This is a genomic window from Amycolatopsis nalaikhensis (assembly GCF_030264295.1).
Lineage (GTDB): Bacteria > Actinomycetota > Actinomycetes > Mycobacteriales > Pseudonocardiaceae > Amycolatopsis > Amycolatopsis nalaikhensis.
The window spans coordinates 8,228,688-8,243,025 of the sequence record NZ_CP127173.1 but is presented as its reverse complement, the minus strand read 5'-3'; the positions used below and the strand labels follow the sequence as shown (position 1 = coordinate 8,243,025).

General features: G+C 72.0%; 15 protein-coding genes. 8 read left to right on the top strand and 7 right to left on the bottom strand.

What is annotated here, in order from left to right; genetic code table 11:
* Positions 1-40 precede the first annotated feature (40 nt).
* Positions 41-1,576, top strand: a complete 1,536-nt coding sequence (gene mptB, locus QP939_RS40220) for a polyprenol phosphomannose-dependent alpha 1,6 mannosyltransferase MptB (RefSeq protein ID WP_285451788.1) — start codon at positions 41-43, stop codon at positions 1,574-1,576.
* Positions 1,577-1,617: 41 nt separating this feature from the next.
* On the opposite strand, the gene QP939_RS40215 is transcribed toward mptB, so the two are convergent.
* The 3 genes from QP939_RS40215 to QP939_RS40205 are packed head-to-tail and all read right to left on the bottom strand — an operon-like array spanning position 1,618 to position 4,837.
* A complete protein-coding gene (locus QP939_RS40215) occupies positions 1,618-2,025 on the bottom strand; it encodes a TIGR03668 family PPOX class F420-dependent oxidoreductase (RefSeq protein WP_285451787.1) in 408 nt (135 codons plus the stop codon).
* Positions 2,022-2,921, bottom strand: coding sequence for a S66 peptidase family protein (locus tag QP939_RS40210; protein ID WP_285451786.1), 900 nt, complete (start codon positions 2,919-2,921; stop codon positions 2,022-2,024). Before QP939_RS40210 ends, QP939_RS40215 begins: the two co-directional genes overlap by 4 nt.
* Complete coding sequence (locus QP939_RS40205; protein ID WP_285451785.1) at positions 2,918-4,837, bottom strand: prolyl oligopeptidase family serine peptidase; 1,920 nt, start codon at positions 4,835-4,837, stop codon at positions 2,918-2,920. The genes QP939_RS40210 and QP939_RS40205 overlap by 4 nt, the downstream gene beginning before the upstream one ends.
* Positions 4,838-4,913: 76 nt before the next feature.
* On the opposite strand from QP939_RS40205, the gene QP939_RS40200 reads away from it, so the two are divergent.
* The 7 genes from QP939_RS40200 (at position 4,914) to QP939_RS40170 (ending at position 10,482) form a co-directional block, all read left to right on the top strand.
* Positions 4,914-5,489 (top strand): DUF3090 domain-containing protein, encoded by a 576-nt coding sequence (locus QP939_RS40200; RefSeq protein ID WP_285451784.1) that lies wholly within the window; start codon positions 4,914-4,916, stop codon positions 5,487-5,489.
* Positions 5,490-5,491: 2 nt separating this feature from the next.
* Positions 5,492-6,307, top strand: coding sequence for an SCO1664 family protein (locus QP939_RS40195; protein ID WP_285451783.1), 816 nt, complete (start codon positions 5,492-5,494; stop codon positions 6,305-6,307).
* Complete coding sequence (locus QP939_RS40190) at positions 6,292-7,179, top strand: aminoglycoside phosphotransferase family protein (RefSeq protein ID WP_285451782.1); 888 nt, start codon at positions 6,292-6,294, stop codon at positions 7,177-7,179. The genes QP939_RS40195 and QP939_RS40190 overlap by 16 nt, the downstream gene beginning before the upstream one ends.
* Positions 7,180-7,230: 51 nt before the next feature.
* Positions 7,231-8,046 carry a DUF3097 domain-containing protein gene (locus tag QP939_RS40185; protein WP_285451781.1) on the top strand — a complete coding sequence of 272 codons (816 nt, stop codon included), beginning with the start codon at positions 7,231-7,233 and terminating at the stop codon, positions 8,044-8,046.
* Between the two features lie 84 nt (positions 8,047-8,130).
* On the top strand, positions 8,131-8,565 hold the full coding sequence (locus tag QP939_RS40180) for an NfeD family protein (RefSeq protein WP_285451780.1): 435 nt from the start codon (positions 8,131-8,133) through the stop codon (positions 8,563-8,565).
* A complete protein-coding gene (locus tag QP939_RS40175) occupies positions 8,562-9,050 on the top strand; it encodes an SPFH domain-containing protein (RefSeq protein WP_285451779.1) in 489 nt (162 codons plus the stop codon). Before QP939_RS40180 ends, QP939_RS40175 begins: the two co-directional genes overlap by 4 nt.
* A gap of 91 nt (positions 9,051-9,141) precedes the next feature.
* The gene (locus QP939_RS40170; RefSeq protein WP_285459956.1) at positions 9,142-10,482 is read left to right on the top strand and encodes an SPFH domain-containing protein; all 1,341 of its coding nucleotides are present in this window, start codon (positions 9,142-9,144) and stop codon (positions 10,480-10,482) included.
* A gap of 181 nt (positions 10,483-10,663) precedes the next feature.
* Here QP939_RS40170 and QP939_RS40165 read toward each other — a convergent pair whose 3' ends face one another.
* The 4 genes from QP939_RS40165 to QP939_RS40150 form a co-directional block, all read right to left on the bottom strand.
* Positions 10,664-12,010 carry an MFS transporter gene (locus QP939_RS40165; protein ID WP_285451778.1) on the bottom strand — a complete coding sequence of 449 codons (1,347 nt, stop codon included), beginning with the start codon at positions 12,008-12,010 and terminating at the stop codon, positions 10,664-10,666.
* A gap of 101 nt (positions 12,011-12,111) precedes the next feature.
* Complete coding sequence (locus QP939_RS40160; protein ID WP_285459955.1) at positions 12,112-13,257, bottom strand: RNA polymerase sigma factor; 1,146 nt, start codon at positions 13,255-13,257, stop codon at positions 12,112-12,114.
* Between the two features lie 5 nt (positions 13,258-13,262).
* Positions 13,263-13,667 carry a YciI family protein gene (locus QP939_RS40155; RefSeq protein ID WP_285451776.1) on the bottom strand — a complete coding sequence of 135 codons (405 nt, stop codon included), beginning with the start codon at positions 13,665-13,667 and terminating at the stop codon, positions 13,263-13,265.
* 59 nt (positions 13,668-13,726) lie between these two features.
* On the bottom strand, positions 13,727-14,224 hold the full coding sequence (locus QP939_RS40150) for a pyridoxamine 5'-phosphate oxidase family protein (RefSeq protein WP_285451775.1): 498 nt from the start codon (positions 14,222-14,224) through the stop codon (positions 13,727-13,729).
* Between the last annotated feature and the right edge of the window lie 114 nt (positions 14,225-14,338).

The following is a 14,338-nucleotide window of genomic DNA, read 5'->3' as shown; positions in this document are numbered from 1 at the left end:
GGAACCCCGCTCAGGTGCGGTGTGTAACCTCCGAACGGAAATGGCGACCACCACCGACCCCGCGCAGAAGCCCTCGACCACGCTGGCCGAGCGGCTCCTCACGCCTTCGCGATTCCCCTACCGCACGATCGCGATGGGCACAGTCGGCAGCACCTTGCTCATGCTCGCCGCGTTCGGCGCCGGCGGCATCCTGATCAAGGACCCCGTGCTCGGCCACGGCCCGCTCTCGTGGATCCGCTACGGCCACGGCCGCATGCTCGCCAACGCCGTCCTCTACACCGGCTTCGGCCTCGTCGTCTGGGCGTGGGTCCGGCTCGGCCGCTACGTGCTGCTCGGCCGCGTCGGCAGCCGTCCCGTCCTGGTCGCCGCCGGCTGCTGGATGGCGCCGCTGCTCATCTCCCCGCCGCTGTTCACCCGCGACGTGTTCTCCTACCTCGGCCAGGGCGCCCAGCTGCTCTACGGGCTCGACCCGTACGCCAACGGCCCCGCCGAGCTCGACGTCCTGCCGAACGTGGTGCAGAACGTCCACCCGCTGTGGCAGACGACACCGGCCCCGTACGGGCCGCTGTTCCTGCTGATTTCGAAGGGCGTGGTCGCCACCACCGGCGACAACATGATCCTCGGCGTCATCCTGATGCGCGTCGTCCTGCTGGCCGGGCTCGCGGGGACGCTGTGGGCGCTGCCGCGGCTGGTCAAGCACCTCGGCGGCAAGCTCCCGGTGGCGCTGTGGCTCGCGGTGGCCAGCCCGATGATGGTGATCCACCTCTTCGGCGGCCCGCACAACGACCTGATGATGCTGGCGTTCCTCACCATCGGCGTCCTCGCCGCCCTGGAGCGCAAGCACGTGCTCGCGATCGTCCTGGTGACGATCGGCATGCTGATCAAGCCCACCGCGGCGATCGCCCTGCCGTTCCTGGTCTGGATCTGGGCCAACCACCTCGAAGGCGACTCGAAGGTCCGCAACTTCTTCCGCGCCGGAGCGGCCTCGGTCGGCCTGTTCCTCCCGGTGTTCGTCGCCGGGACGTGGATCTCGCTGGGCTCGCTCAACCTCGGCTGGTGGTCCGGCCTCAAGGCCCCGCAGCTCATCGCGAACTGGCTCAACATCCCCACCGGCATCGGCGAGGTGTTCTACAACCTGGTCCACCTGGTGGTCGACGTCCAGGTGTCCCCGTTCGTGACGGTCGCCCGCGCGGCCGGGATGCTCCTGCTGATCGCCTTCGGGGCCCGCCAGTGGTGGCTCGGCCGCGGCGGCGGCACGGAGGCGGTCTACCGCGCCGGGATTTCGCTGCTGGCGGTGGCGATCCTCATGCCGCCGACCCTGCCGTGGTACCTGACCTGGGGATTCGTGCTGCTGTCGGCGTTCAAGTGGCAGCCGAGGCACCTGGCGGTCGTGGTCGCGGTGTCGGTGTTCGTGACGCTCGTGTACTACCCGACGGGCGAGCAGGCGCTGTACGACTGGTGGTTCATCGCCCTGGTCGTGGTGGCGAGCCTCTACTCGGCGGCGTCGCTGCTGCGTCCGGACCCGCTGGGGCTGATCGACGCCTGGCGCCGCCCGGAGAAGTTCCTCCGCGACTGACCCTCGTGAGTGTTCAGGGCGGTTCTAACCGCCCCAAACACTCACGAGCCCGCCCAGCCGCTCCACTTGCGCACCCGGGTGACCACCACCGCGTGCTCCGGCGGCCGCGCCGCGTACTGCTCGTACTTCGCCACCAGCCACGAAACCGGCTCCGCACCCGGCGGCAGCACCCGCGCGGTCCCGTCCGCCCGGACCCACCACAACCGTGACCAGTCCTCGTCGTAGCCGTCGGTCAGGAAACACACCGCGGGATTCGCCTCGATGTTCGCCAGGCGCCGCAACGCCACCGAAGACTTCGGCTTGTGGTCCACCGCGAACACGACCTCGTCACCCCGCACCGCGAACGTCACCGGCACCAGGTGCGGCACCCCCGCCGCCGACACCGTCGCCAGCCGCGCCACCCGCTCTTCAGCAAAACGCGAGCGGGCCTCCGGCTCCGGCAACCTCATGTCAGCGCGGGGGAGTCGAACGTCAACGTCCGCAGGTCCGCGTCCAGCGTCACCGGCACCCCCAGCGGCAGCGTCGGCGACGACGGCACGTGCCCGAACCCGAACTCCTCCACCATCGGCACTCCCAGCGGCCCGAGCCGTTCCAGCAGCAGCTCCCGCACGTCCGCCGGGTCGCCGCACGCCGCCCATGAACCCAGCACGATGCCGCGGACCCCCGCGAACCAGCCGCTGCGCAACAGCTGCGTCAGCATCCGGTCCAGCCGGTACACGCTCTCCGTCACATCTTCCAGCAGCACCACCGCGTCCCGCGCCGAACCCTGCTCCGGTGTCCCGAGACCGGCCGCCAGCAACGACAAGTTCCCGCCCGTCAGCACCCCCGACGCCCGGCCCGGCACCAACGCCGAACCGCCGCGCACCACCAGGTTCCGCTCCGGCTCGAACAGCGACCGCCGCAGGTGCTCCACCGCGAAGTCGTCGAACAGCACGCTCGCCGGCATCGGCGAGAACACACTGGACAGTCCCAAGTGGACGTTCACCGCCCGGTGCAGCGCCGTGATGTCCGACGACCCCGCCAGCACCTTCGGCCCCGCCTCCCGCAACGCCGCCCAGTCCAGCAGGTCCAGCATCCGCTGCACCCCGTAGCCGCCGCGGGCGGCCAGCACGCACCGCACCCCCGGATCCAGCCACGCCTCCGTGAACTCCGCCGCCCGCGCCTCGTCCGAACCGGACAGATACGGCGGCGACCCGGGCGAAGCACGCACGCACGGACCCACCCGCACCTCGACACCCCAGCCGCGCAGCACCGGCAACGCCTTCTCCAGCAGGTCCGCCGGCACCGGCCCGGCCGGCGCCACCACCGCCAGCGTGTCGCCGGCCCGCAACCGCGGCGGCCTCACCGCGACAGCTCCAGCCGCGCCACACCCGGCGTCTCGAACCCGAGCACCTGACCGTAGAACGACAACTCCGCCTCCAGCGCCGCCACGATCGTCGCCGCCTGCCGGAACCCGTGCTGCTCCCCGGCGAACCGCTGGTAGGCGTACGGGATCCCGCGCCCGGCCAGCCCGGCCACGAACCGGTCCGCCTGCTCCGGCGGGCAGATCTTGTCCTCCAGTCCCTGCTGGAACAGCACCGGCTCGGCCAGCGACGCCGCGTTCGCCAGCGGCGACCGGTCCACGTACCGTTGCCTCTCCGCGGGCAACGGCCCGACCAGCCCGTCCAGGTACCGCGACTCGAAGTCGTGCGTGTCGCCCTCGGTGCCGGTCCACCCGGCCAGGTCCAGCACCGGGTACATCACCGTCCCGGCCCGGTAGGTCTTCGTCGTCGTCAGCGACGCCGCCGCGGTGAACCCGCCCGCGCTGCCGCCGCGGATCGCCAGCCGGTCACCGTCCGCCAGCCCGGCCGCCACCAGCGCCTCGGCCACCGCGACGCAGTCCGCGACGTCCACCACGCCCCACTGCTCCCGCAGCCGCTCGCGGTAGGCCCGCCCGTACCCGGTCGACCCGCCGTAGTTCACCGCCGCCACGGCGATGCCGCGGCTGGTGAAGTACGCGATCGACAGGTCGAGCACCGGGAAGCTCTGGCCCGTCGGGCCGCCGTGGACGTGCACCAGCAGCGGCGGCCGCTCGTCCTCGGGCGCAGCGAAGTCCGGGTTCGCCGGCAGGTACAGCGCCACCGGCACCGTCTCGCCGTCGTCGGTGGTGAACACCCGCTCCTCCGGCACCGGCAGGTAGGCCGACGGCAGCTCCGGCTGCGGCGTCAGATCCGTCAAAACGCCTTCGCCGAGCGAGAAATGCACCACCGCGGCCTCGCGGACCGGGCCCGCCGCCACCCCGGCGATCCCGCCGTCGTGTACCGCGAACCCCGACGACGACCACGCCGTCAGCTCCTCGGCCACCGGCGTCACCGAGCCGTCCGCCTCGTCGAGCACGGCCAGCCGCCCGGACGCCAGCACCGCGTGCCGCCCGCCGCCGAGCGGGACGAACCACCGCGCCCCCACCTTCCACAGCGGCCCGCCCAGCTCGCGCTCCACCGGAGCCAGGTTGACCAGCGACCCGTCGAGGCCGACGCGGTGCAGGTTCCACCAGCCGTCCGGGTCCAGCAACGCCAGCAACGTCGACGACGTCTCCCACTCGACCTGGCACACGCTCACGTCCGCGCCGCCGGCCAGCACCCGGTGCGGCCCGAACGAACCGTCCGCCTCGACCGGCGCCACGCACAGCTCGGTCCCGTCCCACGGCATGGCCGGGTGGTCCCAGCCGAACCAGGCCGCGTGCCGCCCGTCCGGGGACAGCTTCGGCACGGTCAGGAAGTGGTGGCTCGCCGCCAGCACGCGCTCGCCGCCGTCCAGGGCGATCGCCACGAGCTCGCGTTCGATGTCGGTCGGCCGCGGCCCGACACTGCGCTCCCGCACCGCCCACACCTCGCCGGGCCGCCCGGCCCGCAGGTCGCCGTACCGGACCGATTGCGGCTCTTCGGGCTCCGGTGTCAGCGGCGCCACACCGGTTTCGCGCAGGGCGTACACGCGCTGATCTGCCCAGTGCGTGAACACCACGACACCGTCGGCGACCGCCCACGGCCGACCGCCGTACTCGTGCAGCCGGTTGCGGACGTTCCACGGCGCCGGCAGGACGTCCTCCGTCCCGCCGGGAACGGCCTTCACCAGCGCGACCCGGCCCTGCTCACCGGGCCGCGCCTCGGCCCACCACACCTCGTCCCCGACGACGTCGAGCCACTGCGGGCCGCCACCGGCGGCGGCCACCTCCGCGGCGGTGATGGGCGAAGACCAGGTTCCGTACGACGCGATCCGAGACACCCCCAGAGGCTAGCGGCCCGCGAAGCGGGGGCGGCGGATGCCGATCATGCGCCGGTGGCCTAGGGTCGACAGTGCTATGTCTCGCGTAATCCACGTCTTCCGCCAGCCGGATCGGTTCGTCGCCGGCACCGTCGGCGAGCCCGGCGATCGCACGTTCTACCTCCAGGCGTCCGAGGACGTGCGCACCATCAGCGTCACCATCGAAAAACAGCAGGTCGTCGTCCTCGCGGAGCGCCTCAGCTCGCTGCTGGAGGAGGTCGCCAGCCGCTTCGGTGCCGACGTGCCCGACGACACCCCCGACGACCTCGTCGACCTGGACCCGCTCACGGTCCCGGTCGAGGAGGAGTTCCGCGTCGGCACCATGGGGCTGGGCTGGGACGCCGACAGCAGCGCGGTCGTCATCGAGCTGCTCGCCATCACCGAGGGCGAGGTCGACGAAACGGTCGTGCTCGACGACACCGAAGAGGGCCCGGACGCCGTCCGCGTCTTCCTCAGCCCCGCCGCCGCCCGCGCCTTCGCCGAGCGCGCCGACCGGGTCGTCAACGCCGGCCGGAAGCCCTGCCCGCTGTGCGGCGAGCCGCTCGACCCCACCGGCCACATCTGCCCCCGGCAGAACGGCTACCGGCGCGAGACCGACGCGGGCGAAGACTGACCATGGCGAGCACCCCCGCGAGACACCCCGACCCGGCCGACCCGGCGTCCCGCGAGCTCGTCACGCACGGCCGCATCGACGTCGAAGGCCGCCTCGTCGACGCCTCGAACGTGACGCTGTTCTGCGCGATCGAGCTCGACGGCGTCACCGGCCAGGTCGTCTACAAGCCGGTGTCGGGGGAGCGGCCCCTGTGGGACTTCCCCGACGGCACCCTCGCCGGGCGCGAGGTCGCCACCGCGATCATCGCCGAGACCGCGGGCATCGGCGCGATCCCGCCGACCGTGCTGCGCGACGGGCCGTTCGGCCCCGGCATGGTCCAGCTGTGGGTCGAGACCACCGAGGACGACCTGGTCGACGTCCGGGCGCCGGAAGAGCTGCCCGAAGACTGGCGCGTCGTGCTGCACGCCCACGACCGCGCGGGCGAGCCCGCGGTGCTGGCCCACGCCGACCACCCCGGGCTGCGCGACCTCGCCGTGCTCGACATCGTCGTCAACAACACCGACCGCAAGGGCGGGCACCTGCTGGCCGGCGTCGACGGCCGCGTCTACGGCGTCGACCACGGCATCTGCCTGCACACCGACCCCAAGCTGCGCACCGTCCTGTGGGGCTGGATCGGCGAGCCGGTGCCGCCGGACACCGTCGAGAAGCTGCGCAAGCTGCGTTCGGAGATCGACGGCGGCCTCGGCAAGACCCTCGCCGAGCACATCACGCGGTTCGAGATCCGGGCGCTGGCCGAGCGCACCGACCTGCTCCTGGCCGAAGGCATCTTCCCGGAGCCGGGCGACGACTGGCGCGCCATCCCGTGGCCGCTGTTCTGATCGACGACGCCGCCCGCGCGCGGCTGGCCGCCCGGTTCGGCGCGGACGTGGCCGAACCGTGGTGCGACGCCCTCCCGGACCTGGTCGCGCGGCTGACCGCGAAGTGGAACCTCGAGGTCCGCGAAGCCCGGCCCGGCAACACGGGCCGGACGTTGCTGTGCACCGGACCCGAAGGGGACCTGCAGGTCCTCAAACTCACGCCGGACCCCGACATCGCCCGCCTGGAGTTCGCCGGGCTGCGCGCCTGGACCGGCTGCCCACGGGTGGTGCAGGTCCTCGACACCGACCTCGACGCCGGCGCCATCCTGCTCGAAGGCCTGGTCCCCGGCACCGAACTGCGCGGCCGGGACGTCCCCTGGCCGGAGATCGGCGCCCTCCTCTCCGAACTGCGCAGCGTCGCGCCCCCGGCGGACCTGCCGCCGCTGACCGACCGCGTCACGTTCATGTTCGACATCACCGAACGCAACCTCCCGGGCTCACCCGTCGAGCCGTACGTGACTCCCGGACTGCTCGCGCGCGCCCGCGACCGCGCACTCGCCCTCGCCGCGGACGGGCCGGTCGCGGTCGTGCACGGTGACCTGCACCCGGGCAACGTCCTCGACGCCGGTCCCCGCCGCGGCGTGGTCGCCATCGACCCGCGCCCGAGCGTCGGCGACCCGGCCTTCGACCTCGCCGACTGGCTCTACCTGCCCTTGGCCGCCGGCGGCACGCTCGACGACGGGATCGAGGCACTCCGCCCCCACCTGCCCGGCCTCGACCCCGACCGAGCCCGCGCGTGGTGTGCCGCCCTGGCCCCGCTGGCCGCCCACGCGCCGCTGCGCCGCGGCGAGCACACGCCGTTCACCGATGCCCTGCTGGAGATGGCGCGCTGACCGGCGTGGCATGACCCGCCCGGGTGCCCGCGACCACTAGGTTGCCTGGTCGTGCGCTCCCACTCCTATGACGACGTGCTCGCCGGCCCGCGCCGCAAGAAGGTGCCGGAGGTCCCCGCCGAACCCGGCCTCGTGGTCGAGGACCCGGCCAGCGGCTACTGCGGCGCGGTGGTGAAGATCGAGTACGGGAACGTCGTGCTCGAGGACGCCAAGGGCCGCCACCGCGTGTTCCCGCTCGCGCCCGCCGGGTTCCTGCTCGAAGGCAAGCCGGTCACGCTCGTGCCCTACCGCGCCCCGGCGAAGGCGCCCGCCCGGCAGATCTCGGCGTCCGGCTCCGTGCGCGTCGAAGGACTGAAGGCCCGCGTCGCCCGCGACTCGCGGATCTGGGTCGAAGGCAAGCACGACGCCGAGCTCGTCGAACGCGTCTGGGGCCACGACCTGCGCGTCGAAGGTGTCGTCGTCGAGCCCCTCGACGGCGTCGACGTCCTCGCCGACCGGATCGCCGAGTTCGGCACCGGCCCCGGCCGCCGCCTCGGCGTCCTGGTCGACCACCTCGTGCCCGGCAGCAAGGAGTCCCGGCTCGTCGAGGCCATCCGCGACGAGAACGTGCTGGTCACCGGCCACCCCTACATCGACGTCTGGGAAGCCGTGCGCCCCGAAGCGGTCGGCATCCGGGCGTGGCCGAAGATCCCGCGCGGCACCGAGTGGAAGCAGGGGATCTGCGACGCGCTCGGCTGGGGGCAACCTTTCGAAGGCTGGCAACGTGTCCTGAGTGGGGTGAGCAGTTTCCGCGACCTCGAGACCCCGCTCATCGGGGCCGTGGAACGGCTCATCGACTTCGTCACCGAGCCGACGGAAGAAGGCTGAATGTCCGAATTGTCCAAGGTCACGCGTAGGTCACGTCCCGTCACCGCCCCGGTGCGAACCGGCGCGATCTGAGAGCATGAAGCCATGTCCTGGGCACTGGTCTGGTTGATCGTCGGCATCGCCTTGATGATCGCCGAAGTCGTCTCCGGCGACTTCGTGCTGATCATGCTGGGGGTCGGCGCGTTGTTCGGAGCCGGCGCCGACGTGCTCACCGGGAACCTGTTCATCGACGTCGCCGTGTTCGCCGTCGCTTCGGTCGGCATGCTCGTGCTGGTGCGGCCCGCGCTGAAGCGGCGCTTCCTCGCCGGGCCCGCCCACCGCACCGGCGTCGACGCGCTGATCGGCGCCCGCGCCGTCGTCGTGTCCACAGTGGACTTCGAGGCGGGGCAGGTGAAACTGGCGGGCGACGTCTGGTCGGCCCGCAGTCTCTCCGAGCACCACCCGCCGATCCAGCCCGGCACGCCGGTCACCGTCGTCGAGATCTCCGGCGCCACCGCCGTCGTGTCGGCCGAGCCGTGAGCCTGGGCTTCGTCGCCGTCCCCGATGGCCGCGCCGCCGTGGTCGAACGCGGCGGGCGGTTCCACGCGGTGCTCGGCCCCGGCCGGCACTTCGTGCTCCCGTTCGCCGACCGGGTCCGCGCCCGCGTCGACCTGGGGGACCAGGTGCTGTCCGCGCCGCCGCGGGCGGTCGTGACCGGCGACGGCAAGGAGGTCCTCGTCGGTTTCGAAGTCACGTTCGCCGTGGTCGACCCGCGGCTGGCGACCTACGAGATCACCGACCCGGCGCTGGCGGTCGAACAGCTGACCTGCACCGCGCTGCGGCAGGAAGCGAGCCTGACGACGGCCGAGCGCGCCGTCGCCGCACCGGGGGACCTGCACCGTACAGTGTGGACGGTCCTGCACGACACCACCGGCCGCTGGGGCGTCGCCGCGAAGGAGCTGAAGCTCGAAGTGAGCAGGCCCGCGGCGCCCGAAACGCCGTCAACCGCGCAAGAATGGTACTAGGTAAGGGGAAGATCTCTTGACCACCACAGTAGCGATCGTCGTGGTCGTGTTACTGGCCTTGTTCGTGATCATCACGGTAGCCAAGGCGATCATGGTCGTGCCGCAGGCGCAGTCGGCCGTGATCGAGCGGCTGGGCCGGTTCCGCACGGTGGCGTCGCCGGGCCTGACCTTCCTGGTGCCGTTCCTCGACAAGGTGCGCGCCCGGATCGACCTGCGCGAGCAGGTCGTCTCGTTCCCGCCGCAGCCGGTGATCACCGAGGACAACCTGACCGTGTCGATCGACACGGTCGTGTACTTCCAGGTGACCGACTCCCGCGCCGCGGTGTACGAGATCTCCAACTACATCGTCGGTGTCGAGCAGCTGACCACCACCACGCTCCGCAACGTGGTCGGTGGCATGAGCCTCGAGCAGACGCTGACCTCGCGCGACTCCATCAACACGCAGCTGCGCGGCGTCCTGGACGAAGCGACCGGCCGGTGGGGCATCCGCGTGAGCCGCGTCGAGCTGAAGGCGATCGACCCGCCGCCCTCCATCCAGGACTCGATGGAGAAGCAGATGCGCGCCGACCGCGAGAAGCGCGCCATGATCCTCACCGCGGAAGGTCAGCGGGAGTCCGCGATCAAGACCGCGGAAGGCCAGAAGCAGAGCCAGATCCTCGCCGCCGAGGGTTCCAAGCAGGCCGCGATCCTCGCCGCCGAGGCCGAGCGGCAGTCCCGTATCCTGCGCGCTCAGGGTGAACGCGCCGCCCGGTACCTGCAGGCGCAGGGCCAGGCGAAGGCGATCGAGAAGGTGTTCGCCGCGATCAAGGCCGGCCGCCCGACCCCGGAGGTGCTGGCTTACCAGTACCTGCAGACGCTGCCGCAGATGGCGCAGGGCGACGCGAACAAGGTCTGGATGATCCCCAGCGACTACGGCAAGGCGCTCGAAGGCTTCGCCCGCGCGCTCGGCGCCCCCGGCGACGACGGCGTGTTCCGCTACGAGCCGCCGAAGGAGGAGCCGACCGACAAGCCGGACCTCGAGGACGAAGAGGTCCAGGGCTGGTTCGACACCTCCAGCGACCCGAAGGTCGCCGAAGCCGTCGCGGCCGCGGAAGCCGTGGCACGCAAGGAGGTCCCGGCCCTCGGCGCCCCGGCGTCACCGCCGGCGCGGCCGTCGATCCCGCGGCCGGTGCAGCAGCAGCCCGAGCCGCAGGCCGACGAGGAGCAGGGCACCGAGGTCACGCCCGCACCGCAGCAGCCGCCGACCCCGCAGGCCGGGTTGCCGCAGCCGCAGGCCCCGGCGGGCCCGCCCCCGGGCGGCCAGTACCAGGGCCCGCCGCCGCAGTCCCCGCCGCCGGGCCAGTTCGGCGGCCCGCAGCAGCAGAACCCGGGCAGCGGGCCGTTCCCGCAGCAGCCCCCGTTCGGCGGCCCCCAGGGCGGCCCGCGCCGCTGACGCTCCAGCCCACGAAAGGGGGGCTCCCACCTCGACTCAGGTGGGAGCCCCCCTTTCATGTCGCCTGGCCCCAAGCGCCCCAATGTGGCCTTGGTTGCGTCTCACGCACCGAAGGCCACATTGGGTGCGTCAGACGCACCGAAGGCCGCCTTGGGGCGCTGGCCGGTCGCCAACGACGACGTCAGGTGCGCTGATAGACCGTCACGTCGTCGATGTCGGCCTTCGAACGGTCCTTCAGGAAGATCACGCAGAGCACCGTGACCACCGCCGACAGGATGATGTAGCCCGAGATCGAATACGGCGTCCCGGTCGTGTGCAGCAGCCACGTCGCCAGCAGCGGCGCCGGACCGCCTGCGAACACCGACGCCAGCTGGTACCCCAACCCCGCGCCGCCGTAACGCAGGTGCGTCGGGAAGCTCTCGCCGATCAACGCCGCCTGCGGGCCGTACTGCAGTGCGTGCGGGATGAACGACACCACCACCGCCACGAACACCAGCGCGTGGCTGCCGTGCGACAGGATCGTGAAGTACGGGAACGCGATCACGCCGGTGACCACCGCCCCGGTCAGGTACACCTGCTTGCGCCCGAACCGGTCCGACAACGCCGAGAACAGCGGGATCAGCGCCAGCTCGCACGCCGCCCCGACGAGGACCGCGTTGAGCACGAACGTCTTGCTGAACTCGTGCCGCGTCACGACGTAGATCAGCACGTAGCTGGTGAACAGGTAGAACGGCATCTGCTCGCTGAACCGCACGCCCGCCGAGAGCAGGATTTCCCGCCAGTGGTGGCGGATCGCGTCGAGCACCGGGGTGCGCGCGGTCTGCCGGTTCTCCACCAGCTTCGCGAACATCGGCGTCTCGAGGATCTTCAGCCGGATCACCAGGCCGACCGCGACGAGCACCAGGCTGGCCAGGAACGGCAGCCGCCAGCCCCACGAGTCGAACGCGTCCGGCGAGAGCGTCGCCGACAGCAGCGTCATGCCGCCGGTGCCCAGCACCAGCCCGACCGGGACGCCGATCTGCGCGAAACTGCCGAGCAGGCCGCGTTTGCGCTGGTCACCCCACTCCATCGCGAGCAGCACTGACCCGCTCCACTCGCCGCCGATCGCAATGCCCTGGACCAGCCGCAGCAGCACCAGCAGCAGCGGGGCCGCGAACCCGATCGCCGACGTCCCCGGCAGCATGCCGACGATGCCCGAGGAGATGCCCATCAGCAGCAGCGTGACGATCAGCGTCGCCTTCCGGCCGATCCGGTCACCCCAGTGCCCGAAGATCGCCGCCCCCACCGGACGCGCGGCGAACCCGACCGCGTACGTCGCGAACGACTGCATCGCCCCCGCGTACGCGCTCGACGCGGGGAAGAACAGGTGCGGGAAGACCAACGCCGCCGCGGTGTTGTAGAGGAAGAAGTCGTACCACTCGATCGTCGTGCCGATCGCGCTGGCCAACGCTGCCCGCCGTACTTGGGCTCGTCCCGATCTGCTGTCCGGCTCCACCTTGTGAGTGACGCCGTTGTCTCCCAAGACCATCTCGCAACACCTCCGGTGACCGATGTCACACAACAGTGTGACGCCCGTCGACGAATTCGGCGATCGATGGCCGGTTTTTCGTCCGGTACGGGAAGAACCTCCTATCCGCGCAGCCGGGCGTTGAGCCGCGCGGCCTGCCGGGTCAGGTGCTCGCGCTCGGGCAGGTTCGGCGCGAGCGCGGCCGCGTCGGCGTACAGGCGGGCCGCGGTGGCCAGGTCCCCGTCCTTTTCGTGGAGGTACGCCGAGGCGGCGGTGTGGCGGGGCAGCGCGGGGTCGAGCTCGGCCAAGGCGGCCAGGCCGGCCCGCGGCCCGTCGGCCTCGCCGAGCGCGACGGCCCGGTTGAGCCGGGCCACCGGGCTGCCGGTGAGCCGGACGAGCTCGTCGTACCACTCCACGATCTGCACCCAGTCGGTTTCCTCGGCCGTCTGCGCGTCGGCGTGCAGCGCGGCGATCGCGGCCTGGGCCTGGAACTCGCCCAGCCGGTCCCGGGCCAGCGCCGCCTGCAGCACCTCGACGCCCTCGGCGATCAGGCGCGTGTCCCACCGGCCGCGGTCCTGCTCGGCCAGCGGCACCAGCCTGCCGTCGGGACCGGTGCGCGCCGGGCGTCGCGCGTGGTGGAGCAACATGAGCGCGAGCAGCCCGGCGACCTCCTCATCGGACGTGCGGGCCGCCAGCTCGCGGGTGAGCCGGATCGCCTCGGCGGCCAGGTCGACGTCGCCCGAGTACCCCTCGTTGAAAACCAGGTACAGCACCCGCAGCACCGTGGTGACGTCGCCGTGACGGGTGAACCGGACGTCCGAGACGGTCCGCTTGGCCCGGCTGATCCGCTGCGCCATCGTCGCTTCCGGCACCAGGTAGGCCTGCGCGATCTGCCGGGTGGTCAGCCCGCCGACCGCGCGCAGCGTCAGCGCGACGGCCGAAGCCGGGGTCAGCGACGGGTGCGCGCACAGGAAGTACAGCTGCAGCGTGTCGTCCACCGCCTCGCCCTCACCCGGCTCCGGCTCGCTCTCGACGCGTTCTTCGCGGTGCCGCCGCGAGGTGTCGGCGCGCGTGGCGTCGAGGAACTTCCGCCACGCCACCGTCACCAGCCAGCCCTGCGGGTCCCGCGGAGCGTCCCCAGGCCACACGCGCAACGCCTCGACCAGCGCGTCCTGCACGGCGTCCTCAGCCGCCGCGAAGCCGGCTCCCCGGCGGACCAGGATGCCGATCACGGTGGGGATGAGGGTGCGCAGCAGGCCGTCGTCCACTCGGGTCACTCCGTGATGGTCTGCGGCGCGCCGTAGAACGGGCGCAGCTCGAGCCACTCGTTGATCGGCTCGCCGCCCGCACCCGGTGCCGCGGACAGCTCGGCGGCCAGTTCCAGGGCCCGCTCGTAGCTGTCGACGTCGATGATCGTCCAGCCGGCGATCAGGTCCTTGGTCTCGGCGAACGGGCCGTCGGTCACCGGCTGCCCCTCGCCGCCGGCGCGGACGAACGTGCCGCCGGGGGAGAGGGCCTGGTGTTCGACGAACTCGCCGGTGGCCTCCAGCCGCTCGCCGAACTCCTTCATGTAGCGGATGTGGGCGGACACCTCCTCCGGCGTCCACTGGTCCATCGGCACGTCGTTGTCGGGCGTCGGCGCGCCGCGGTAGTGCTTGAGCAACAGGTACTTCGCCATGGTGGTCTCCTCGGTGCGGTACGGCCATTTTGGCCGGTTCGGGTGGCGGGCGCGGGATTTCAGGCGTGCTGGCGTTCTTCGCGCCGCCGCACCAGCTCTTCGACGGCGCTGGGCAGGGTGTTCTCGAAGTCGATCAGCTTCGCCCAGGTCGGGGTGACGACGATGCGGACCATGCCGTCGTAGAGCGAGCGCACCTCGGCCTCCCACGCGACCCGCTGCTCGGCCGTCATCTCGTAGCTGCCGTTCATCCGCAGGTACTCCTCCGGGATGCCGTCGACGACGTCGAGCTCGGCCCGGCCGCGGATGAGCAGGATCTTCGGCGGGTGCACCTCGGTGTCGATCGTCAGCGCCACCATCGGGTTCGCCCGCAGCGACGGCAGCTTCGGGGCGTTCTTGGTGGTGCACATGACGATCTCGGTGCCGTTCCAGGTGAACGCGATCGGGACCGCGCGCGGGGTACCGTCCTGGGCGACGTAGGCCAGCCGGGTCAGGTCGCGGGACAGCAGCTCCCGGCTCAGCGGGCGGTCGAGGACCTCGGTGACTTCGTTCTGCTGCACGGCGTGCCTCCTGCGTCGGGGCGGCTCTCGTGGCCGCTCGTGCCCCGGGGACGGAGCCCGCTCGACGTTCTCGACACGGCTCGCCGAAAATTCTCAAACTTGCAGAATCTGCAA

Excerpts from the sequence above, each read along its gene's own strand:
- mptB (WP_285451788.1), top strand. The coding sequence starts at position 41 with ATGGCGACCACCACCGACCCCGCGCAGAAGCCCTCGACCACGCTGGCC.
- QP939_RS40215 (WP_285451787.1), bottom strand. The coding sequence starts at position 2,025 with ATGAGGTTGCCGGAGCCGGAGGCCCGCTCGCGTTTTGCTGAAGAGCGG.
- QP939_RS40200 (WP_285451784.1), top strand. The coding sequence starts at position 4,914 with ATGTCTCGCGTAATCCACGTCTTCCGCCAGCCGGATCGGTTCGTCGCC.
- QP939_RS40195 (WP_285451783.1), top strand. The coding sequence starts at position 5,492 with ATGGCGAGCACCCCCGCGAGACACCCCGACCCGGCCGACCCGGCGTCC.
- QP939_RS40180 (WP_285451780.1), top strand. The coding sequence starts at position 8,131 with ATGTCCTGGGCACTGGTCTGGTTGATCGTCGGCATCGCCTTGATGATC.
- QP939_RS40170 (WP_285459956.1), top strand. The coding sequence starts at position 9,142 with ATGGTCGTGCCGCAGGCGCAGTCGGCCGTGATCGAGCGGCTGGGCCGG.
- QP939_RS40165 (WP_285451778.1), bottom strand. The coding sequence starts at position 12,010 with ATGGTCTTGGGAGACAACGGCGTCACTCACAAGGTGGAGCCGGACAGC.
- QP939_RS40155 (WP_285451776.1), bottom strand. The coding sequence starts at position 13,667 with ATGGCGAAGTACCTGTTGCTCAAGCACTACCGCGGCGCGCCGACGCCC.